Origin of the sequence: Phragmitibacter flavus (assembly GCF_005780165.1) — a bacterium.
GTDB classification, from domain to species: Bacteria; Verrucomicrobiota; Verrucomicrobiia; order Verrucomicrobiales; family Verrucomicrobiaceae; genus Phragmitibacter; species Phragmitibacter flavus.
In genome coordinates, this window is the sequence record NZ_VAUV01000015.1 from 43,141 (window position 1) to 64,224 (window position 21,084).

The 21,084-nt window shown below is 61.0% G+C and carries 19 protein-coding genes; all 19 read right to left on the reverse strand.

What is annotated here, in order from left to right; genetic code table 11:
• Positions 1-24: 24 nt before the first annotated feature.
• On the reverse strand, positions 25-2,187 hold the full coding sequence (locus FEM03_RS18815; protein WP_138087842.1) for a TonB-dependent receptor family protein: 2,163 nt from the start codon (positions 2,185-2,187) through the stop codon (positions 25-27).
• 150 nt (positions 2,188-2,337) lie between these two features.
• The gene (locus tag FEM03_RS18820; RefSeq protein WP_138087843.1) at positions 2,338-2,760 is read right to left on the reverse strand and encodes a hypothetical protein; all 423 of its coding nucleotides are present in this window, start codon (positions 2,758-2,760) and stop codon (positions 2,338-2,340) included.
• A gap of 45 nt (positions 2,761-2,805) precedes the next feature.
• A complete protein-coding gene (mnhG, locus tag FEM03_RS18825) occupies positions 2,806-3,156 on the reverse strand; it encodes a monovalent cation/H(+) antiporter subunit G (protein WP_138087844.1) in 351 nt (116 codons plus the stop codon).
• Positions 3,149-3,424 carry an MrpF/PhaF family protein gene (locus FEM03_RS18830; RefSeq protein ID WP_138087845.1) on the reverse strand — a complete coding sequence of 92 codons (276 nt, stop codon included), beginning with the start codon at positions 3,422-3,424 and terminating at the stop codon, positions 3,149-3,151. The genes mnhG and FEM03_RS18830 overlap by 8 nt, the downstream gene beginning before the upstream one ends.
• Positions 3,425-3,465: 41 nt before the next feature.
• Entirely contained in the window at positions 3,466-3,801 is a 336-nt protein-coding gene (locus FEM03_RS18835; protein WP_138087846.1) for a Na+/H+ antiporter subunit E, read from the reverse strand.
• Positions 3,798-5,321, reverse strand: a complete 1,524-nt coding sequence (locus FEM03_RS18840; RefSeq protein ID WP_206171077.1) for a Na+/H+ antiporter subunit D — start codon at positions 5,319-5,321, stop codon at positions 3,798-3,800. Before FEM03_RS18840 ends, FEM03_RS18835 begins: the two co-directional genes overlap by 4 nt.
• Complete coding sequence (locus tag FEM03_RS18845; protein WP_138087847.1) at positions 5,318-5,665, reverse strand: Na+/H+ antiporter subunit C; 348 nt, start codon at positions 5,663-5,665, stop codon at positions 5,318-5,320. Before FEM03_RS18845 ends, FEM03_RS18840 begins: the two co-directional genes overlap by 4 nt.
• A 6-nt stretch (positions 5,666-5,671) precedes the next feature.
• On the reverse strand, positions 5,672-6,127 hold the full coding sequence (locus tag FEM03_RS18850; protein ID WP_138087848.1) for a Na+/H+ antiporter subunit B: 456 nt from the start codon (positions 6,125-6,127) through the stop codon (positions 5,672-5,674).
• Positions 6,128-6,135: 8 nt separating this feature from the next.
• Positions 6,136-8,472: a putative monovalent cation/H+ antiporter subunit A gene (locus FEM03_RS18855; protein WP_138087849.1), complete on the reverse strand. Its 2,337-nt coding sequence runs from the start codon at positions 8,470-8,472 to the stop codon at positions 6,136-6,138.
• Between the two features lie 152 nt (positions 8,473-8,624).
• Positions 8,625-11,786, reverse strand: a complete 3,162-nt coding sequence (locus FEM03_RS18860) for an efflux RND transporter permease subunit (RefSeq protein WP_138087850.1) — start codon at positions 11,784-11,786, stop codon at positions 8,625-8,627.
• Between the two features lie 45 nt (positions 11,787-11,831).
• Entirely contained in the window at positions 11,832-12,911 is a 1,080-nt protein-coding gene (locus tag FEM03_RS18865; RefSeq protein ID WP_138087851.1) for an efflux RND transporter periplasmic adaptor subunit, read from the reverse strand.
• An 86-nt stretch (positions 12,912-12,997) separates the two neighbouring features.
• A complete protein-coding gene (locus FEM03_RS18870; RefSeq protein WP_138087852.1) occupies positions 12,998-13,318 on the reverse strand; it encodes a type II toxin-antitoxin system PemK/MazF family toxin in 321 nt (106 codons plus the stop codon).
• Entirely contained in the window at positions 13,308-13,550 is a 243-nt protein-coding gene (locus FEM03_RS25935; protein WP_138087853.1) for a type II toxin-antitoxin system RelB/DinJ family antitoxin, read from the reverse strand. Before FEM03_RS25935 ends, FEM03_RS18870 begins: the two co-directional genes overlap by 11 nt.
• 129 nt (positions 13,551-13,679) lie before the next feature.
• Entirely contained in the window at positions 13,680-14,885 is a 1,206-nt protein-coding gene (zigA, locus tag FEM03_RS18880) for a zinc metallochaperone GTPase ZigA (protein WP_138087854.1), read from the reverse strand.
• Positions 14,886-15,018: 133 nt separating this feature from the next.
• Positions 15,019-17,142 carry a TonB-dependent receptor gene (locus FEM03_RS18885; protein WP_166442995.1) on the reverse strand — a complete coding sequence of 708 codons (2,124 nt, stop codon included), beginning with the start codon at positions 17,140-17,142 and terminating at the stop codon, positions 15,019-15,021.
• Positions 17,143-17,359: 217 nt separating this feature from the next.
• On the reverse strand, positions 17,360-17,764 hold the full coding sequence (locus FEM03_RS18890; protein WP_138087856.1) for a hypothetical protein: 405 nt from the start codon (positions 17,762-17,764) through the stop codon (positions 17,360-17,362).
• A gap of 76 nt (positions 17,765-17,840) precedes the next feature.
• On the reverse strand, positions 17,841-19,172 hold the full coding sequence (locus tag FEM03_RS18895) for a c-type cytochrome (RefSeq protein WP_138087857.1): 1,332 nt from the start codon (positions 19,170-19,172) through the stop codon (positions 17,841-17,843).
• A gap of 19 nt (positions 19,173-19,191) precedes the next feature.
• Positions 19,192-19,686, reverse strand: a complete 495-nt coding sequence (locus FEM03_RS18900; protein WP_138087858.1) for a c-type cytochrome — start codon at positions 19,684-19,686, stop codon at positions 19,192-19,194.
• A gap of 9 nt (positions 19,687-19,695) precedes the next feature.
• Complete coding sequence (locus FEM03_RS18905; protein WP_138087859.1) at positions 19,696-21,057, reverse strand: c-type cytochrome; 1,362 nt, start codon at positions 21,055-21,057, stop codon at positions 19,696-19,698.
• Positions 21,058-21,084 lie beyond the last annotated feature (27 nt).

Below are 21,084 nucleotides of genomic sequence, written 5' to 3' on the forward strand. Positions count from 1 at the left end.
GGACGAGCCTTCTACTTTCTTAGTTTAGAATTTGTATTCGAGGCCGACGAACCAGGAACGACCGTCGCCGGGGAGGAAGACGGCACTGCCGGGATTGGCGCGGCTGACGACGCTGGTGGTGGCGGCGTAGGTTTCGTCGGTCAGGTTGCGGCCTTCAACAAAGAAGGACACACCTTTTTTGGTGCGGTAGCCAATTTTGAAACCGAGGAGGGCGTAGGCATCGGATTTGAGGGTGTTGGCGGAGTCGACGAAGTAGTCATCGAAGGTCCACTCGAGGTTGGGGCCGGCGTAGAATCCGCAGGGATGGGTGTAGAGAAGTTCGACGCGGTAGTAGTGTTCGGGAATGCCGGGGAGGCGGTTGTCGCCGAATTCTTGATCGCCGTCATAACTGAATCGGCTCCACAGGTAGTTTTGACGGAGGACGATTTTGTCTTTTTCGACGGGCTCTTGAACGGCGGTGACGGCTTTGGCGTTTTTGCTGCTGGCCACTGGGGCTGGGGCGACGCTGCCGTGGTTGAAGAGGCCTTCGAAGAGCGTGACATCCAGGCCGAATTCGACGCCCTGATGGATGGTGTCGCCGGCGTTGATGGTTTGGGTGAGGCCGGGGGCGACGGTGAGTTCGAGGAGTTCGTCCTGAAGCCAGGCGTAGTAATAGGCGATGTCCCAAGAGACACGGCCGTTTTTGGTCTGGCCACGGGTGCCGAATTCGACGGAGGTGGCGGTTTGGGCTTCGAGTTCGACGAGGCCGGCTCCTCCTGTGGCGGAGGCGCTCAGTTCACCGAAGCTGGGGGGTTCGAAGCTGCGGCTGACGTTGGTGTAGATTTGGGCTTGTTCGGTGACGTCAAACAAGACGCCGAGTTTGGGGCTGAATCCCCACCAATCCTGGGTGTCGGAGTTGTCGGGATTGGTGAGGCTGGGGGCGACGAGATCCTTGTTTTCGCGACGGGCGTAGCTGACCTGGGAACCAAGGGAGAGAGCGACGCGGTCGGTGAGGTAATGAACATTTTCGAGGTAGAGATCGAGGTTGAAGGATTCCTGCTCGTTGTTGGAGAAGCGGAAACCTCGTTCGCCGAGGACGTTGTTGAAACGCTGGTCTTCGGTGTAGCCGTAGGTGGGGCTGAGGCCGATGGTGAAGCGGTTCTCGCGGTCGAGGAAGTCGGCGTTATTGACGTAGTTGATGTCGAGGCCGAGGTCGTGAGATTTTTGGTCGATGATGAACAGGATGGGGTGGTCGAGTTCTTTGTAGGAGTAGAAGGTGGAGAAGGTGAGCAGGGCTTCGTCGCCGAGGTTGATGGTGGTTTTGTTGGCGATGCGGAAGAGTTCGAAGTCGCGTTTCCAGTTGCTGTCGACGCGGTCGAAGATTTTTACGAACGCGTTGCGGGCGGCCTGGCGGGGATTGGCATAAAGCTGGGCTTTGGTGAGTTCGCCGGGCAGTTCGGAGTCGGTGTGGACATAGGTGAGGTAGAAGCGGCTTTCGACGTCTTCGTTGAACTTGAAACCGAAGTTGCTGAAGAAGCGCTGGGTGCTTTGCTCGGAGTGGTCGCGGAAGCCGTCGCTAGAACCGTGGGTGAAGGAGGCGTAGTAGTCGAAGGCTCCTTCAACCCCGGCGGCGGCGAGCTGGCCACGGAAGGTGTCGAAGCTGCCGTATTCGAATCGGGCCTGGAACGGCGCGGCGGTGTATCCGGTGGGAGCGACGAAATTGATGGCGCCGCCGAGGGTGGTGCCGCCGTAACGCAGGGCATTGGCTCCGCGGTAGACTTCGATGTATTGGGCGGTGAGGGGATCGACGGCTTGCATGTCGAATCCGCCGTCGGCGAGGTTGAGCGGGACGCCGTCCTGGAGGAGTTTCAGGCCGCGACCGTGGAAGGTGCGCTGGATGCCGGAGCCGCGGATGGAGATGCGGGCTTCGTCGGCACCGAAGCGGGGTTGGACGAAGACGCCGGGGGCGAAGTCGAGAGCGTCTTTCAGGTTGGTGGAGCGTCCGGTTTTGTAGGTTTCGGCATCGACGACGCCGACGGCACCGGTGGTGAGTTTTTGGTCTTCGCGGACGGCCTCAACCGTGGGGACGGTGAGGGAGGGGGAGTCGGCGGTGACGGTGACGGTGGGGAGGGTTTCGGGGGCCGGTTGGGCGCTGATTTGACTGCTGGCCAGGCTGGCGAGGAGCAGGGTAATGATGAATGGTTTCATGGAGAAAAAAGTGGAAAAATATGAAAAGGTGTTGGGTGGCCGGTTGACGAAGGGGCCGGGTGATTGGGACGAATCTGTCGGATCAGGTGGATCGGACGGATCTTTTTTTGATGGAGGGGGAAAGGCCGTTTGGGGCGTTTTCCGGGGGACTCAGGCGAGAGTATCTCGCGGCGGGGGCGTGGGGGGCTGGCCGTTGCCTTGGCCGTGCAAGGTGGGCAGGGTCCACTGATTTTTCGTCAGGGAAAATTCATCCTGGAATGGTGCGGGGATTTTGGTTTCGTCGGCTTCGACGAGGAGCAGTTTGGCGAGACTGGTGGGGGATTCTGGAGCAGATTGTTTGGGTTTATCAGGGGTGTTTTCGTGCTCGCGGGTTTGTTGGATGGCGGTGCACATCTGGCAGGGATGGGCTCCGTCGAAGGTGGTGGTGACGGCTTCGGCGACGCCCATGACGGGGGCGCGGGTGACGATCATCTGGCTCCAGGCGGCCACTTGCAGGACCGCCAAGTCGCCGCCGACGAGGCGCAGAAGCGCGACGATGAGGAGGAAGGTGGCGATGGGTGAGCGGTTGGGCACGGGGAGGTTGGAAGGCTGCGGAGGGCGACTTTGACGGAGAATGGATCAGCTGTCGAGTTTTTGATGATCGGCGGAGTATTTGCCTTTGAGTTCGTCTTTGATGGTCTTGGCGTCGAGGGGGACTTTATGGAGGTAGGCGGCGCGGCCGATGAGGTGGGCGGCGACGGGGACGGTGAGGTAGATGAAGAAGATGGAGAGGACGGATTTGACGATGACGCCGAGGGTGGGGTGGAGGACAATGACGGCGAGCAGGAGCAGTCCGAGGGCGAAGGAACTGGCCTTGGAGGCGGCGTGCATGCGGGTATAAACATCCGGCAGGCGGATGATGCCGAGTGCGGCGACGAGGGCGAAGAGGGCGCCGAGGAGGGCGATGATGGAGGCGATGATTTCAATCATGGTCCTGCAGGCGTTTTTCGAGGTATTTGGCGAAGGCGGTGGTGCCGAAAAAGAGGAAGACGGACATGACGAGAACGGCGTCGAGATACACGATGTGGCCACCGAGGAAAATGCTGGCGACGATGGTGGCGGTGAAGACGGTGCCAAGCAGGTCGAGCGCGACGACGCGGTCGGAAAGGGTGGGGCCGCGGATGAGGCGGATGAGGGTGAGCCCCAGCGAGCCGAAGAGCAGGGCAAAGATGGCGTAGGTGACGTAGATGGGGAGCATGGTGGCGACCGGTGGGCGTTGGGCAGTGACGGACGGGTGGCTTAGCTGAGCAGGGTGATGACGCGTCGTTCGAACTGTTCTTTCAGGGTGGTGCGCAGACCGTCGAGATCGTCGACATCAATGACGTGGATGTAGAGGGTTTTTTTGTCGGTGGAGACGTCGACGCTGAGCGTGCCGGGGGTCATGGAGATGAGGTTGGCAAGGAGGAGGATCTGGGCGTCGGTGGTGCAGCTGAGGGGCAGGGCGAACATGGCGGGGCGGATGTTCATGCCAGGGGTGAGCACCAGTTTGGCAACGGTGTAGTTGGCGAGCAGCAGTTCTTTGAGATAGAACAGGCTGTAGCCGAGAAGGAGGGGAATTTTGAGCAGCAGTTTCATGGGGCTGGTGCTGGTGGGGTTACCGGTGGCTGGCTGCCGAGAACGGCCTGGATGTAGGCATCCGGCGAGGCAAGTTGTTCACCGGCCTGACGGGCAATGCCGAGGAGCCATTCGGGGTTGAATCCGATAAACAGGGTGACGCCGGCCATCATGGCGATGGGGAGGAGCATGAGCCAGGGGATGGGTTTGCTGGTTTCGTATTCGCGACCGCGCGGATCGGGTTTCCAAAACGCTTCGGCCCAGATTTTGGTCATGGAATAGAGGGTGAGAACGCCGACGATGAGGGCGACACCGATGAGGAGGTATTCTTCGAGTCGGGCGGCTTCGCTGACGAGGGTGAACTTGGCGAAGAAGCCGGACAAGGGGGGGATGCCGCCGAGGGACATGGCGGGGATGAGGAAGAGGAAGGCGAGCCAGGGATGGGTGCGGTAGAGACCACCGATTTTTTTGAGTTCGGCGCTGCCTCGTGCGTGGGTGATGGCTCCGCTGATGAGGAAGAGGTTGGTTTTGACGATGATGTGGTGAATGATGTAGAAGACGGAGGCGGAGAGCGCGGAGGCGGTCATGAGGCCGAGGCCGAGGGTCATGTAACCGATCTGGCTGATGATGTGGAAGGAGAGGATTTTGCGCACTTCGAACTGCGCGGCGGCGCCGAGGACGCCGGTGATCATGGTCATGACGGAGATGAAAATGATGAGCCCGCTGGTGAAGGCAGTGTCTCCGACGAACATGAGGGTGAAGACCCGGATGAGGGAGTAGACGCCGACTTTGGTGAGGAGTCCAGCGAAGATGGCGGAGACGGTGACGGGCGGGGTGTGGTAGGAGGCGGGGAGCCAGGCGAAGACGGGGAAGACGCCTGCTTTGACGCCGAAGGAGACGAGCAGCAGCATGGCAGAGGTCATGGCCAGGGGGGAGCTGTGGTTGCCGCTGAGTTTGACGGCGATGTCGGCCATGTTGAGGGTGCCGACCTCGGCGTAGAGGATGCCGAGGGCGGTGAGGAAGATGCCGGAAGAGAGGAAGTTGAGGACGAGGTATTTGACGGAGCCTTCGAGCTGGGCGCGTTCGCCGCCGAGGGCGAGGAGGACGAAGGAGGCCATCAGCATGACCTCGAACCAGACGAAAAGATTGAAGAGGTCGCCGGTGAGGAAAGCCCCGCAGACGCCCATGAGAAGCACATGGTAGAGGGGGTAGAAGCCGAATTTTTCGCGCGGTCGGTCGATCTCGGCGAGGCCGAAGAGGGCAACGGCAAATCCCATGAAACCGGTGACGGCGACCATGCTGGCGCTGAGAACGTCGGCAACGAAGGTGATGCCGAAGGGGGCCTCCCAGTTGCTCATGTTGACGGCGAGGATGCCGTTTTTGAGGACATGCTGGAGGAGCAGGATGGAGATGACGAATTGGGCTGCGGCGGAGACGGTGCTGAGGATGCGTTGCAGAGGCAGGGAGCCACGGCAGAAGATCAGCACGATGGCGGTGAGCAGCGGGAGGAGGATGGGGAGTATGATCAGCCAGTTCATCATTGATCGCTCCCTCTCATGTTGTCGAGGTCATCCGTTTTCAGGGTTTGGTGGGCGCGGTGCATGAGCGCGAGTGAGAAGGCCAGGATGCCGAAGCCGATGACGATGGCGGTGAGGATGAGGGCCTGGGGCAGCGGGTCGGCATAGGGGGCGGTGAGCTGGTCGGCATTGCCGGGAATGACGGGTGCTGCGCTACGGGTCAGGCCGGAGGAGGTGAAGATGAGCAGGTTGACGCCTTGTCCAAAAAGCATGATGCCGAGGATGAGCTTCACGAGGCTGCGCCTGAGCATCAGGTAGAAGGACATGGCGTAGATGCCGCCGATGACGATGGCGAGGATGGTCTCCATGTGGGATTAGTTTTTTCGGTCCTTGGGTTGGATGGGAGTTTCTTCGTCGTCGCCAAGGGCAAAGATGATGGCAATGGCGATGCCGCACACGAGGAAGTAGACGCCAACGTCGAAAAGCACGGGGGTGCCGAGTTTCATTTTGCCGATGACGAGGGTGGGGATGGCGATGTCTGACCAGAGGCCGGTGAGAAAGGGGTAGCCGGCGACCAGGGCGATAATGCCGGACGAGGCGGCGCAGAGGAGGCCGAGGGCGATGAGGAAGTGGGGGGAGACGCGCATTTTTTTACGGGCGCTGGGCATCCCGTGGGCGAGAGCCCAGAGAACGATGGAGGCTCCGGCGATGAGTCCGCCGACAAAACCGCCGCCGGGTTCGTTGTGACCACGCAACATGACGAAGACGGAGAAAAGCAACTGGAGGGGAAGGAGCAGGCGCACGGCAGTGCGCAGCAGAAGAGAGTCCATGGATACCATTACTTGGTTTCCTCCTTGGTGGATTGAGTTTCAGGTTCGGGCTCGGGCTCGGGTTTGGGGCGCAGTTTGATGAGGGCGTAGACGCCGAGGGCGGCGATGCCGAGCACGGTGATTTCGCCCAAGGTGTCGAGGGCGCGGAAATCGACGAGGATGACGTTGACGATGTTGCGACCCTGGGCGTTGAGGCTGTTTTCGACGTAGTAGGGGGAGATGGACTGGACGCTGTCGGTGCCGAGGGCTTTCATGACCATGACGGCGATGGCGACACCGGCGGCGCTGCACAAGATGGCGTCGCGGATGCGGGTTTTGCGGTCGGTGTATTCTTTGAAGCGGGGCAGGTGGTAGATGACGAGGATGAAAAGGATGAGGCTGAGGGTCTCGACCATGAACTGGGTGATGGCGAGGTCGGGCGCACCGTAGAGGGCGAAGATGAGGGCGACGCTCCATCCAACAACGCCGAGGCCGGCGACGGCGCTGAGACGGCCGCGGGTGGTGACGGCGTAGAGTCCGGCGGCAAGGATAATGACGCCGATGAGGACTTCGTAAAAGCGCACGTCAGCGAGGTTGGCCCAACCGGCGTGGATTTCAGAACGGCTGAGTCCGAGGACGATGGCGAGGGTGGTGACGGCGAGAACCATCATCACGTAGTAGCGCAGGTAACCATGCTGCTGGATGCGGGTCTGGATGCCAGCGAAGGTGACCATGGAGTTGAGGGATTTGGCATACCATTGCTCGGGTCCGAAGGCGGCGAGGGGGCGCATGAGACCTCCGAGTTCGCGCAGGGAGTTGCGGGAGAAGTAGAGGGCGACGCCGATGACGAGGGTGGCGGCGCTCAGGCCGAGCATGACGTTGAAGCCGTGCCAGAGGGAAAGTTTGGTAGGAAGGGTCTGGCCGGCGATGGCGCTGGCGGCGGGGCCGACACTGTATTGGGCGGCAAGGAAGGGCAGCAGGCCGAGGAGCAGGCCAAGGGTGGCGAGCACGATGGGGCCAAGCCACAGGGAGGGGGGGGCTTCGTGGGCGTGTTTGGGAGTTTCGCCGGCTTTGCCAAGGAAGGGACGGACGGCGACGATGAGGCCGACGGCGACGACCAGGGCGTTGCCGAAGACGCTGACGATGACGAGGAGTCCGGAATGTTGGGGGGCGTGGAGGGCGGCTTCGTAGAGGAGTTCCTTGCCGATGAAACCGAGGGCGGGGATGAAGCCGCACATGGAGAGGGCGGCGAGTCCGGCGGCGAGGGCGGTGATGGGCATGGCTTTGGCGAGGCCACCAAGCTGGCGCACGTCGCGGGTGCCGGTTTCGTGATCGATGGTGCCGGCGACCATGAAGAGGGAGCCCTTGTAGAGGGAGTGGACAATCAGGAACAGGGCGGCGGCCTGGATGGCGAGCGGGGTGCCGATGCCAAGCAGCATGACGAGGGTGCCGAGGGCGCTGACGGTGGTGTAGGCGAGGAGTTTTTTGAGGTCGGTCTGGGCAACGGCGAGGGCGGCTCCGGTGAGCATGGTGGCGGCACCGAAGGTGGTGAGAAGGCCGTGCCAGAGGGGGGAGCCGCCGAGAATGGGTTGGAGTCGGGCAAGCAGGAAGACACCTGCGGTGACCATGGTGGCGGAGTGGAGGTAGGCGCTGACGGGGGTGGGGGCGGCCATGGCCCCGGGGAGCCAGAAGTGGAAGGGGACCTGGGCGGATTTGGTGAAGGCTCCGAGAATGACGAGCAGCAGGGCACCGGTGTAGAGGGGGGATTCACGCACGATGTCGGCGTTGTTGAGCAGTTCGGACAGCGAGTAGGTCTGGCCGGCGATGCCGATGAGGATGAGGCCGAGCATGAGGGCCTGGCCGCCGAAGAAGGTGACGAGCAGGGCTTTGAGGGCGGAGGCGCGGGATTCTTCGCTTTCGTGGTTGAAGCCGATCAGCAGGTAGGAGGAGAGGCTGGTGAGTTCCCAGAAGATGAACAGGGACAGCAGGTTGTCGGAGGTGACGAGGCCGAGCATGGCTCCCATGAAGAAGCTGAGGAAGCAGAAGAAGCGGCCGAGCTGGGGGTGACCGTGGAGGTAGCCGCCAGCGTAGATGAAGATGAGGGCACCGATGCCACTGATGAGCAGGCCAAAGAGGAGACTGAGGCCGTCGAGGCGGAAGGCCAGGTGGATGCCGAGGGAAGGAATCCAGTTGATGGTTTGAGTGATGACTTCACCGCTGCTGATCTTGCCGAAGTGACTGGCGTAAAAGGCGGCGATGGCGGCGGGGACCAATGCAAAGATCCAACCAGAGAGACCACGGGTGAGGCGGTGGAGGGTTGGGGCCAGGATGGCGAGGATGAAGGCTGAAAAGACCGCTAGCAGCATGAAGGAAAGGTTTTCGAAGTGCCTGGTGACGGTGAACGTCTTGCATGGTCGTGCAGGGCAGTTCAACGAAAATCGGTGAAAATCGTCAATTTAGTCCAGCCTGCGTGAGATGGTGTGGTCGAAGCTGCAGATATTGTGTTTTGAGGGGGATTTTATGCGGCGGCGACGCTGGGATTTTTTGCGGGTCGTAGTTTGTCGCCAATCTTCATCCAACTGATGAGCAAGGCGGGAAGAAAGGTGAGCGTGATGAGAGAAGTGAAGGCGAGTCCGAAGAGGATGATGGCTCCGACGCCGCGGTAGAGTTCGGTGCCGGCGCCGGGGAGGAAGACGGGTGGGGCGAGGCCGATCAGCGTGGTGCAGGTGGTCATCATGATGGGCCGGAGCCGGGACTGGAGGGCGTCTTTGACGGAGTCGATGACGGACATGCCATCGATGCGGTGGTTGTGCATGGCGCGGTCGACGATGAGGATGGGATTGTTGACGGCGGTTCCGAGGAGGATGAGGAAGCCGAGCATGGTGATCATGTCGAAGGGCTGGCGAATTTCAGGGAGGCCGATCGAGGGCATGAGGGCACCGACGAAGTTGAGGAGCCAGAGGCCGGCGATGCCGCCGCTGATGCCGAGGGGGACGGTGATGAGGATGATGAGGGGGTCGCCCCAGTGGCGGTAAATGATGACGAGCTGGAGGTAGCAGAGCGCGACAGCGACCCAGAGGTTCGTGCCGAGTGAATCGCGGGTGGCGTCGAGCTGGTCGGCGGCACCGGAGAGGTCGACGGTGACGCCGGGAGGGAGGGCGTTGGTTTCGCGGAGGTGTTGAACAACGTTTTGGCGGACCTGGTCGACGGCGGTTTCGAGGGGGGTGGTGCGCGGGGGGATGATGTAGAGGGTGATGGTGCGGCGTCCGTCGACGCGGCGGATGTTGGCGGAGTCGACGGTTTCGGTGATGGTGGCGAGGGCGCTGAGGGGGAAGTTGCCGCGAGGGGTGAAGATGGTGAGGTCGGGGAGTTTGGAGAGGTCTTGCTGGTTGATGGCCTGGCTGTAGAGGAAGATGTCGATTTTGTCGTCCTGGATGAAGAACTCGTCGACAAAAGCGCCGTCGGATTGGGCGGCGATGGCATAGCCGAGTTCTTCGGCGCTGATGTCGAGTTCGGCGAGGCGTTCCCAGTTGGGTTGGATCTGCAGGAGGGGCTGGCCGAGGGTGAGGGAGTTGGGTTCGGAGTTGATTTGGGGGTTCTCGAGGACTTCTCCGGCGAGTCGGAAGGTGGTGTTTGCGGCGTCGTAGATGGCGGGGAGTTCGGGCCCGGAGATGTCGAGGTTGACGGCGCGGGTGCCGCCGTCGTTGCTGGAGATGATGGAGCCGCGCGAGGAGAAGGCGCGCATGCCGGGGTATTGGCGGAAGAGCTGGTTGACCTTTTCGATGTAGGCGTCGATGTGGCCGGGGTCTTTGGTTTCGGCGATGATGCGCAGGGACTGGGGTTGGGCGATGATGGTGACGCGGGAGAGGGCGGGGATTTGGGTTTTGCCGTTGTCGAAGTCGGCGGGGTCGTCCTTCATCAGCGGGAGCAGCTGGTCCTGGACCTGGAGGGCGATTTTTTCCATCTCCGGGAGGTTGTAGCCCGGAGGAGCGATCATGCTGGAAAACGCTTTGGCTTCTTCGCCTTCGGGGAGGTATTCGGCGGGTGGGGTGAGGAAGTAGACGGCGGAGCTGGTGAGCAGAAGGGTGATGAGGATGGTGGCGTAGCGGCGGGGTTTGGTGCTGAGCAGCCAGTAGAGCGGGGTGAGGAGGAACTGGCGGCGTTTGGGCAGGGTGGTGGTCTGCTTGTTGAGGGTGCGCTCGGGGAGGTTGGCACAGGCAACGGGGACAAGCGTGACCGCGACCAGCATGGAGATGAGGATGGAGAAGGAAATGGCGATGCCGATGTCGGAAAAGAGCTGGCCGGCTTCTTCCTGGACGAAGAGGAGGGGGAGGAAGACAAGGACGGTGGTCATGGTGCCGGAAAGGACGGCGGCCCAGACGTTTTGGGTGCCGTGGAGGGCGGCCTGGAAGCGGGTTTTGCCTTTTTGACGTTCCTGCTGGATGCTTTCGAGGACGACGATGGTGTTGTCGATAGTCATGCCGATGGCGAAGGCGATGCCGGCGAGGGAGATGACGTTGATGGTGCGGCCCATGACAAGGAGGCCAATGAAGCTGGCAACGACGCAGACGGGCATGCCGCACATGCCGATAAGGGTGGCGGAGGCGGAGCGCAGGAAAAGGAACATGACGGCGGTGGCGAGGCCGGCGCCGATGAGGAGGTTTTTCCAGACGTTTTGGACAGAGTCCTCGACGTATTTGACGTCCTCGTTGCTGAGCAGCATCTGAAGGCCGGCGGGGTTGAGGATGTCACGGTTGATTTGTTCGACGACAGGAAGGATCGCGTATTTGATGGTGATGACATTGGATCCGGGCTGTCGGTAAAGCGAGAGGCGGAGGTTGGAGTCGCCATCGGCGTAGGAGCGGGAGCGGATTTCGAAGTGGTCGAGTTTGATGGTGGCGACGTCGCGGAGGCGGGTGATGGCGTCGCCGCTGCGGCTGAGGATGAGGTTGTTGAGTTCTTCGATGTTGTCGAAGCGGCCGATGGTGCGGATGAGGTAGCGGCGTTTGCCCTGGTCGATGTCACCGGCAGAGAGGTCGATGTTGCGGGCGCGGATGGCGTCGCGGAGCTGGGTGAGTGAGAGGCCGCGTTCGGCGAGGCGAGGGGTGTCGACAAGGATTTGGATCTGGCGTTCGGCGCCGCCACCGATGGAGACCTGGGAGATGCCGGGGACGCGCTCCATGGCGGTGCGGATGTTGTCATCGACGAAATCGAGCATGAGGTCGATGTCGAGGTTCATGGGGTTGCCGGGAAGGGGGACGACCCGGAAGCTCATGAAGGCGTTTTCGGAGAAGGAGTTGGTGTAGAGGACGGGCTCGTCAACGTTTTCGGGGTAGGAGGGGACCTGGCTGAGGGCGTTGTTGACGCGGAGGAGGGCTTCGTTGACGTCGATGCCGAAGGGGAATTCGAGTTCGATGCTGGCATTGCCGGTGGAGGCCGACGAGGTCATGCGCTTGAGGTTGGGGATGCTGCGCAGGTAGTCCTCCTGTTCGATGATGATTTCTTTTTCGACGTCCTGTGGCGTGGCACCGGCCCATTGGGTTTCAATGGAGATGGTGCGCGCGTCGAGGTCGGGGATCATCTGCACGGGCACGCGGGTGGCGGCGATGATGCCGAGCAGCATGACCATCAGCATGACGACGGTGACGAGGGTGCCGCGGTTAAGGAGGGAGGACAGCATGAAAGGCTAAGGGATAAAGGATAAAGGCTAAAAAAATGCGATTGATCAGGGAGCTGGGAGGATGGTGACGGGCTGGTCTTCGCGGAGGGATTCGTTGCCTTGGAGGATGATGGTGGTGCCGGGTTCGAGGCCTTCGAGGATGGTGATGGTGTCGTTGAGGGCCTGGCCGGTTTTGACGAGCTGTGAGCGGACGGTGGCGATGGGGCCGTCGGAGTTTTGAACGATCCAGACTTTGGAGGTGCCGTTGGGGAAACGGACGATGGCGTCGCGGGGAATTTGCAGGGCTTGGTCTTTGCTGCGGAAGCTGAGGGTGGCGCGGGCGGACATGCCGGGGGCGGCAAGTTTTTCGGGGTCGGTGAGGTCGAGGCGGACGAGGAAGGTGCGGGAGACGGGGTCTTTGGCGGGAACGCGGGTGGCGACTTTGGCTTTGAGCGGGGTGTCGGCGTAGGCGTCGAGGTGGACGGTGACGGCAGTGTTGTCGTTCAGCTGGGCGTAGATTTCTTGGGGAGCCTGGAGGTCGAGGTGGAGGTGGGTGGTTTCGACGAGTTCGAGGACGGGGGTGCCGGTTTGCACCCATTCGCCTTCTTCGCTGAGTTTCTGGCGGATGACACCGTCGAAGGGGGCGATGAGTTGATGACGGGCAAGTTGCTCTTTTTGTTCGCGGAGCTGGACCTGGGCGCGGGCGAGGTTGGCGGTTTGGATGCGGACGGCGGTTTCGCGGGTTTGGGCTTCGGATTTGGAGAAGCCACCGACTTTGGCGAGTTCGCGGACTTCATCGAGCAGGCGTTGGGCTTCGGTGAGTTCGGTTTGGGCTTGCTGGGTTTCGACGGTGACGCGTTCAAGTGCGAGGCTGGCGAGGGCGGGGTCGAGTTCCATGAGGACGTCGCCGGTTTTGACGGTTGAGCCGGCATCGACGGGGAGTTTGAGGATGAGGCCGCTGGCGCGCGAGGAAAGGCTTGCCTGGCGTTTGGGGACGATGGTGCCCGTAAGGTCGAGGGTGGTGACGACGTGATCGACGACGGCTTGGGCGGTGGTGACGGGCTTGGGGGCGTCCTGATTTTGGGCGTTGATGGCTGCAACGGGCAGGGCCAGCCAGGCCAGGAGGGAAAGAAGACGTCGAGGCATGATGCCTGACACTATGGGGAGGATGGCGGGGGTGGCAACGTTGGGATGGAGTTGTGCAGGTTTGATGCAGCAGTTCGTGAGATGACCTATTGGATTTCAAACATTTTGGCGAGAGCCGCGCGAATATTGGTCATTTCTGCTGCGGTGAGCTTCCCGATGGGGCCTTGCAATTCGTGGTTTTGTATGGCCTGAATGCCCTGAACGTTTGCGTAGGATGTTTCTCTGAGAAATGTTTTTTTCGTGAGGGCTATTTCATACCAACTGTTTCGATAGGCGGTGGTTATCGGGATACAAATGGTGAGGGCGCGCGGGGCATCTTCGTCGCTCATCGAGACGACGGCCATCATACGCATTTTTCCTGAGTAGCCGAGGTCAACGCGATAGACTTGACCCGGTTCAGTCTTCATAGCAGTCGTCCAAGGCAGACTGTCGTTGTTTAGGCGAGAGCAGAAGGTCGGTGTTGTCTTCCTTCAGTGGTAACACGACTGAAAATGGCAATCCACGACGGAGTCGAACTTGGGTTAGAAACAGTCGAATGGCTTCGGAGCTGGAAATGCCGAGAGCATCAAAGACAGCGTCGGTATCGGACTTTAGGGATTGTGGGATTCTGGCCCGGACGGTTGCTTCTCTCGTAGCCATGTCCAATTGTAGCTAAATGTGGCTACAATTGCAAGGCTTTTGGAAATTCGAAATTTTTAAGATTGAAAGGTGTGGGATTTTTGCCGCGAAGGATCACAAAGAACACAAACAAGGTGAGGTTTTTCGGGATCAATGTGAATGGCCCATTTGCCATTTTGGGAAGGGATCGGGGAATTTTTGCCAGGCGTTGGGGCCTTTGGAAAATTCTTTGTCGGTGAGGAGACAGGTGTCGAGTTTGGCGATGAGGTCGGGTTGGTTCATTTCTTTGCCGATGATGACGATTTCCTGTCGGCGGTCGCCGTAAGGGGTTTGCCAGCTGGCTTGGATTTCGTCGCGTTCGGCGGGGGATTGGGGCCAGTCGGATTTGGGGATGGCGGCCCAGAAGTGACCGATGGCGTTGGTGGTGCGCAGGACGCCGGCTTGGGAAATGAAGCCGGCGAGGTCAGGGCGGGTGGCGAGCCAGAAGAGGCCTTTGGCGCGGATGACGCCTTGCCAGTGGGAGTGGCAGAAGTCGGAGAAACGTTGCGGGTGGAAGGGGCGGCGGGCGCGGTAAACGAAGTGGGTGATGCCGTATTCTTCGGTTTCGGGAGTGTGGTGCTGGAGACTATCGAGCCAGCCGGTGGATTGTTCGGCCTGGGCGAGCTGGTAGAGGTTGGTGCCGAGGATGTGGTTGAGGGGGATGGCGCTTTGGGTGGTGTGGTGGATGGTGGCGGCGGGGTTGAGGGCGCTGATGGTGGCGCGGATTTCCTGGAGTTCGGCGGGGGTGACGGTGTCGGTTTTGTTGATGAGGATGACGTTGGCGAATTCGATCTGGTCGACGAGCAGGTCGACAATGGTGCGGGTGTCTTCTTCACCGAGGGCTTGCTGGCGTTGCTTGAGGGTCTGGGTGGTGCGGAAGTCGGTGAGGAAGTTTTTGGCGTCGACGACGGTGACCATGGTGTCGATGTTGGCGACGTCGCTGAGGGATCGACCGTTTTCGTCTTTGAAGGTGAAGGTTTCCGCGACGGGCATGGGCTCGGAGACGCCGGTGGATTCGATGACGAGGTGGTCGAAGCGGCCTTCGCGGGCGAGTTTGTTGATCTCGATGAGGAGGTCTTCGCGCAGGGTGCAGCAGATGCAGCCGTTGGACATTTCGACCATTTTTTCCTCGGCTCGGGCGAAAGCGGCGTCGCCGTTTTTGACGAGAGCGGCGTCGATGTTGACCTCGCTCATGTCGTTGACGATGACAGCGACGCGTTTGCCTTCGCGGTTACGCAGGATGTGGTTGAGGAGGGTGGTTTTACCGGCGCCGAGGAAGCCGGAGAGGACGGTGACGGGGAGGGTGGCTGAGTGCATTAACGCAAGTATATTGCGTGAATGGGTAATGCAACTGATTTGCGCTATTGTTTGGCGAGTATAAAAGCCGGTGAGGGTGAGGAGGATGGAGCAGGGCGCCCAGAATGAGGGCGGATGTCTCTCCTGGGCGGGATCAGAAGCGGTAGGTGAGGCGGACGCGGAAGGTGCGGGGTTCGCTGGGGTGGAGATGGATGTCGTCGTAGCCGGCGGTGGGTTCGCCGGGGAGGCGGCTGGTATAAAAATATTCGATGTCGTTGTCTTTGCGGTCGAAGAGGTTGAGGCATTCCAAGGCGGCTTCCCACTTGGTTTGGCGGTAGCCGATGCCGGCGTTGAAGAGGATGCTGGTTTTGCCTTTGATGCTGTTGTCTTCGATGAGGGGTCGGCTGTCGAAGGCGCGGGCGCGGAGGGTGGCGAAGGGGCCGGTGTCAGCTCCTTGGGCACCGAGGGTGATGCCGCCGCTGAACATGAGGGGGACACTGCTGGGGATGTAGTCGTCGTTGCCGGAGTCGGTGAAACGGGCATGAGTGAGGGCGAGTTCGGCGTCGAGGGTGAGCCATTTGGCGGGACGCCAGTAGTTGGCGAATTCGAGGCCGAAACGACGGGAGCCGGGGCCGGGTTCGTTGGCGCCGGCGTCGCCGATGTAGACGAGTTCGCTGTCGCTTTCGATCCAGAAGAGGGAGAGGGTGCTGGTGAGGGTGGGGATGGCCTGGTTGCGGATGCCGAGTTCGGCGCTTTGGGTGCGGACGAGGGGATCGACAGGCGGAACGGGGTCGCCGGAGTTGGGGTCGATGGTGGTGTTGACGCCGCGGGCGTCGTTGCTGTGGAAGCCGAGGCCGTAGTTGAGGTAGAGTTCGGTTTCGTTCCAGGGGCCGAAGATGAGGCTGATTTTGGGGCTAAGGATGGCGTCGAGATCGTCGCCTTCGTTGGCGGTGAGGTTGCTCTGGCGGGTGTCGAAGTAGAAGAGGTCGCCGCGCAGGCCGAGGTTGGTGCGGAACCAATCCTGCCAGTGGATGGTGGTTTCGGCGAAGAGTCCGAGGCTGGCTTCGTAGACGGCATCTTCGCGGATGGTTTGGAAACGCTGGCGGTTTTGGGTGCGGTAGAGGCCGATGTCGCCGATGAGGTCGTGGCGGGTTTGGAGGCCGAGGGTGTAGTCGGTTTTTTTGCCAAACAGGTTTTGGTTCTCCCAAGTGCGGGCGACGTTGCCGCCGAGGATCCAGCGGTTTTCTTTTTGCTGAAACTGGTCACCGCGTTCGGGGTAGTCGAGGAAGTAGGTGAAGTTGGAGTAGAGGTCGAGGTCGTAGTAGATGGCGTAGAGATTGCCTTTGGTGGTGACATCGCCGTCGCGGGTTTGGAAGGTGAGGTTGAGGCTGTAGCGTGAGGACTCTCCGCCGGTGGTGGGGTCGACGTGGCCGAGTCGGTCGATGCGTCCGTCGTTGATGGCGCGTTGGGGGATTTGGTCGCTGGAGGTCCAGTCGGCCTGGTAGCCCATGAAGGTGGCGGTGAAGAAGTTGTCGTCGTCGCCGCGGAAGTAGCGGAGCAGTCCGTTCCAGCGTTCGAAGTCTTCGGGGAGGGTCCAGGGTCCGTCGTAGGTGTTGTATTCGAGGGCGTAGGTGAGGGATTGCTGGATCTTTGGCATGAGATCGGTGGTGGGATTTTTGGGATCGAAGGGCGGGGCGATGGTGGGATTGAGGTCCACCGTGCCGGCGATGAGGGCGCGGTAGTAGTTGTTTTCGCCGGCTTCAATGGTGACGAAGTTGTTGGGGAGTTGATTGAAAAGAAGGAAGTCGGCGCTGCCGGCGGTGGAGAGATCGCCTTGGGCGGCGGTGAAGGTGCCTTTGGTGAAGTTGACGCCGCTGAGGAGTTCGGGAATGAGGGGGTTGAGGTCGGTGTAGCCCTGGCCGTGGGCGTGGGTGCGGAGGTTGAGGGGCATGCCTTCGAGGGAGGTGGCAAAGTCGGCGCCGTGGTCGAGGTTGAAGCCGCGCAGGAAGTATTGGTTGGCTTTGCCGCCGCCGGCGTGTTGGGTGATGATGACGCCGGGAATGGTTTCGAGGATTTCGCCGCGGCGTAGGACGGGACGGGCGAGGAGGTCTTCGGAGCTGGCATAGCCGGTGGAGGCGGCGGTGGTTTGGCCGAGGAGGTCTTCGGCTTTGCCGGTGACGGTGATGGTTTGGAGTTCCTCGGTTTGCTGGGCGAGGGTGTGGGTGGAGATTGTTATGGCGGTGAAGAGAATGGCGAGAGGTGAATGGAAGCGTTTCATGGGATGGAATGGAGAGCGGTGGAACGGGGCTTGGGACTGGTGACCGACATGACGCCGGTGGACCGATTGGATGTGGTTGTCTGACGCGGCGGAGGTTGTTCGAATGAAGATGGATGACAGATGCTGATTCGGCGATCCGTGAAACGTCGACATGTTTTTAGGTCGACCAAGGGCGCAGCGGAGGTGAGCGGTCATTCGTTGGGAATGACGGGAAAGCTTAGACGCTTCGAGGGGGTGGGCTTGGCGGCGCGATGGACCAGGTGGGGCCGGGAGGGGCCTTCGGTTCGGAGATGTGGTCCTGAATGGGGAGGTGATGGACAGGCAATTTCACTGGCGACCACGCGATGGCGAAAATTTTCTTTTCTTGGATGTCCAGGGATGGGAGAAAGGGGTCTTGGGGGGTGGGCAGCGATGTGGTGGCGGTCGAGTGATATTGCGTCATCGCATCAGCGACGCTTTGCCAGGTGGTTTGATCGCCGAGGGTGCTGATGACGGCGGCGGTGATGGTGCCTTGTTGCTGGACTTCTGTGCTTACGAGCTTGCCCATGGTCATGACAGCGACCAATACCAATGGCCCGCCCACGAGCTGGAAGAGGGCGAGGAGGTAGAGGTGGCGGGTCATGAGAGAGTCTGGAAGTCTGGCAGACGGGGAACGGTTGTCATCAGTCTTTATGCCAACTTTTCAAGTGGCCACGGATTCAAAGTTTTGGAGGGGCTTTTTCGAGCATGTATTGGGCAATTTTGCGAAGGTTGTCGTCGCCGAGGTGGGCGAAGGGGGGCATGGGCGGGAGGTTGGGGCGCTTTTTGCCGGGGGCGCGTGCCCAGGTGACGATGCCTTCGGGGTTGTTGGCGTAGAGTTGGGCGATTTCGGCGAGGGAGGGTCCGACGAGCTGGGTGGCGGGGGCGTGGCAGGCAGCGCAGGAAGTGAAGAGTTGTTCGCCGGTTTGCGGGGCGGTGACCTCGGTGCCTTCGGGGTGGTTTTTGCGGAATTCGGCGAGGGCGGTTTGGTAGGCATGGGTGCGCTGTTTGATCTCGGATTGATGGCTGGCAAGGGCGGCTTCGCGATAGAGGTGGCGTCCGCTGCCCATGCCGAGGACGACGAAGCTGAAGAGGATGCAGATGATGAGGTAGCGGTTGCCAACGAGGTGGTCGGGGGCTTTGGTTTCGCGAAGGATCAGCCAGAGGACGAGGGCACCGAGGGAGGCTCCGGAGAAGATGACGACGTAGAGCTGGGTGGTGACGCCGATGGAGGGGAGGGTGAAGAGGAGGATGGGGCCGATGAGGAACTGCATCATGGTGGGCACGGCGGCGGTGCGGTAGAAGAGGCGTTTGAGGTCGGCTTTGCTGTGGTCGGGGAGGTGCGTGATGTTGTAGGTTTTGCGTCCGAACCAGCCGACCATGAAGAGGGAGGCGATGGCGATGGAGGCGAGGAGGAAGTGGAGGTAGCGCGGCAGGACGTTGCCGATTTTGAGGCTGGAGAAAAAGCCCTGCACTTTTTCCCATTCGCTGGGGAAGAGCATGAGGTTGATGTTGGCAAGGAAGATGAGGGGGATGAAGAGGAAGTGGAGGGCCATGAGGAGGCCGATGGCGAGGTGGAGGGTTTTCCATGCGCCGGTGTTCCAGCGGTGCCAGGTGTATTTGTGGAGATAGGCGAGGAGGAAGGCGCTGATGACGGTGGGGACGATGAGCAGCCAGGCGTGGCCGGTGAGGGAGTTGGCAGCATACCACTGCATGGTGTAGACGAGGTTGATGCACAACAGCGGGCCGATCCCCATGACGACGGCGAGGCTTTTGTTTACGGTGACGGTTTTGGTGATTTCGTAGGCGAGGCTGTCCCATTTTTTCTGGCGCAGGCCGAGCCATTCAAGGAAGACGGCGATGAAGCTGCCGCCCACCATGAGGTTGACGAAGAAGATATGGATGAGGAAGAAGAGGACTAGCAGGACCTTGAGGACACCTTCAGGAATGGGAAGAGGCAGGGCGAGGTCGCGCGGGACGGGGGTGTTGGCGATGAAGTAAGGCAGGTTCATGGAGGGAAAGGAAGGGAGATCAATTGGCGGTGACGTTGGCGGGCGCGGGCGGGAGTTGTTCGAGTTCCTGAAGGGTCCAGGGGGCGGTGCGGTTGGCTTCTTTTTCGCGGATGATTTTGACGGATGTGGGGTCGACGGGGGAAGCGCCGGAGCCCCATTCGTGGCGGAGGTGGGTGAGGACGGCGGCGATTTCTTCGTCGTTGAGGGTGGGGGCGTGACCGGGCATCATGCCGTTATAGGGGGTGCCGTTGACTTGAATGGGGCCGGTGAGTCCGTGGAGGATGACGCGGACGAGGCGCTCCGGGTTGGGGGCGGAGATCCAGTCGGAGTCTTTGAGGGGCGGGAAGGCTCCGGGGATGCCGAGTCCGGTGGGTTGGTGACAGGCGAAGCATAACTGGTTGTAAACGGTTTTTCCGGCAGCGAGGACAGCGGGATCGGGTGGCGGGGTTGTTGTGGCACTGCTTTGGAGGAGGGGTTCGTCGGGCGCAGGGTTTGGCGGTTGGGGGAGGCGGATGCCGGCGGTTTAGGCACCTTGGAGGGGCTGGCGGGTTTGGCGCAGGTCCTGGAGGTAGGCGACGAGGGCTTCGGCTTCGCTGCGGTTGCCGGGGAAGGGGGGCATGAAGGTGCGGGTTTGGTGCATGTTGGCCATGAAGGCGGTCATGGCGCCGTCGTCCCAGGGTTTGTCGTGGCCATACATGGTGGCGAATTTTTCGAGGACGCCGTTCATGCCGGTGGTGCTGTGGCAGCGGGAACAGGCGATCATGAAGACGTCCTGACCGGCCTGGATTTGGTTTTCGGGGGTGGCTTCGCGATGGGCGACGTAGGTGGCGTGTTTGAGGATGCCTTCGCTTTGCAGGAAGGCGAGTTCGTCTTTGAGGACGCCGTTGGAATACATGTATTCGCCGATGACCCAGGGTTTGCGCATGAACTCGCGGGCGCGTTCGAAGTGGCCGAGCAGCCAGATGCCCATGAAGCTGGGGATGAGGAGGGCCCAGCGGGGGATGAGGTTGGCGAAGGAGAGTCCACCGACGGCGATGAGGAGGAAGGAGACGAGGGTCCAGCCAAGCAGGACGGAGAATTTGTCATACCAGCCCATGAACTCCTGGGAGAGCAGGGCGACGGAGCTGTTGGCCTTCATGACATCGGGGACGTTTTGCCAATACCAGAGGCCGAAGAGCAGGGTGAGGAGCATGCCGATGAGGGTGAAGTGGGAGAGGCGGTAGACGAGCCAGGAGCGGACGGCGGGCTGCTTTTTGGTGAAGTAGAAGGAGCAGAACCAGACGAAGACGGCGCCGGTCATGAGGGCAAAAAAAGTGCGGAAGCCGAGCTGCGGGAGATAGAGCGGGTTGACCATGGCGTCGATGAAGGCGCGGGTCTGGCTCCATTCACCGGGTTTCATCATGAAGCCGAGCACGGCGACGATGAGGGCCATGGTGAACCAGGACATGATGCTGAGGGCGAGTCCGATTTTTATGTGTTTTTTCTTTTGGGCGTCGGTTTTGGCACTTTTCCAACTGAGGAACCACCACATGATGAGGCTGACTTCGGTGATGAAGACGAGCCATTCGGCGAACCAGCCCCAGAAGAACACGCGCAGCAGGCTGCCGATGGCGAAGGGGGCGAAGACGGAGGTGGAAACCCAGATGCCGACGCCGGTGAGGGCACCGACGGTGGTGGTGACGATGAAGACGACGAAGGTGACCTTGTAGGCGAGCTGGTCGATGTCGGGCCGGTTGTTTTTGTGGGCCCACCATTCCATCCAGGTGAGGATGGGGTAGGCACCGACGGCGAGGGGGTGGTTGATGAGGACGTGAATGCAGGCGATGACGCCGATGATCAGTCGTCCACCGGCGATGTGGTCGATAAAATAGGGTGGGAAATCCATGCCCTTAGTTTCGGCGCGGATGAGGGC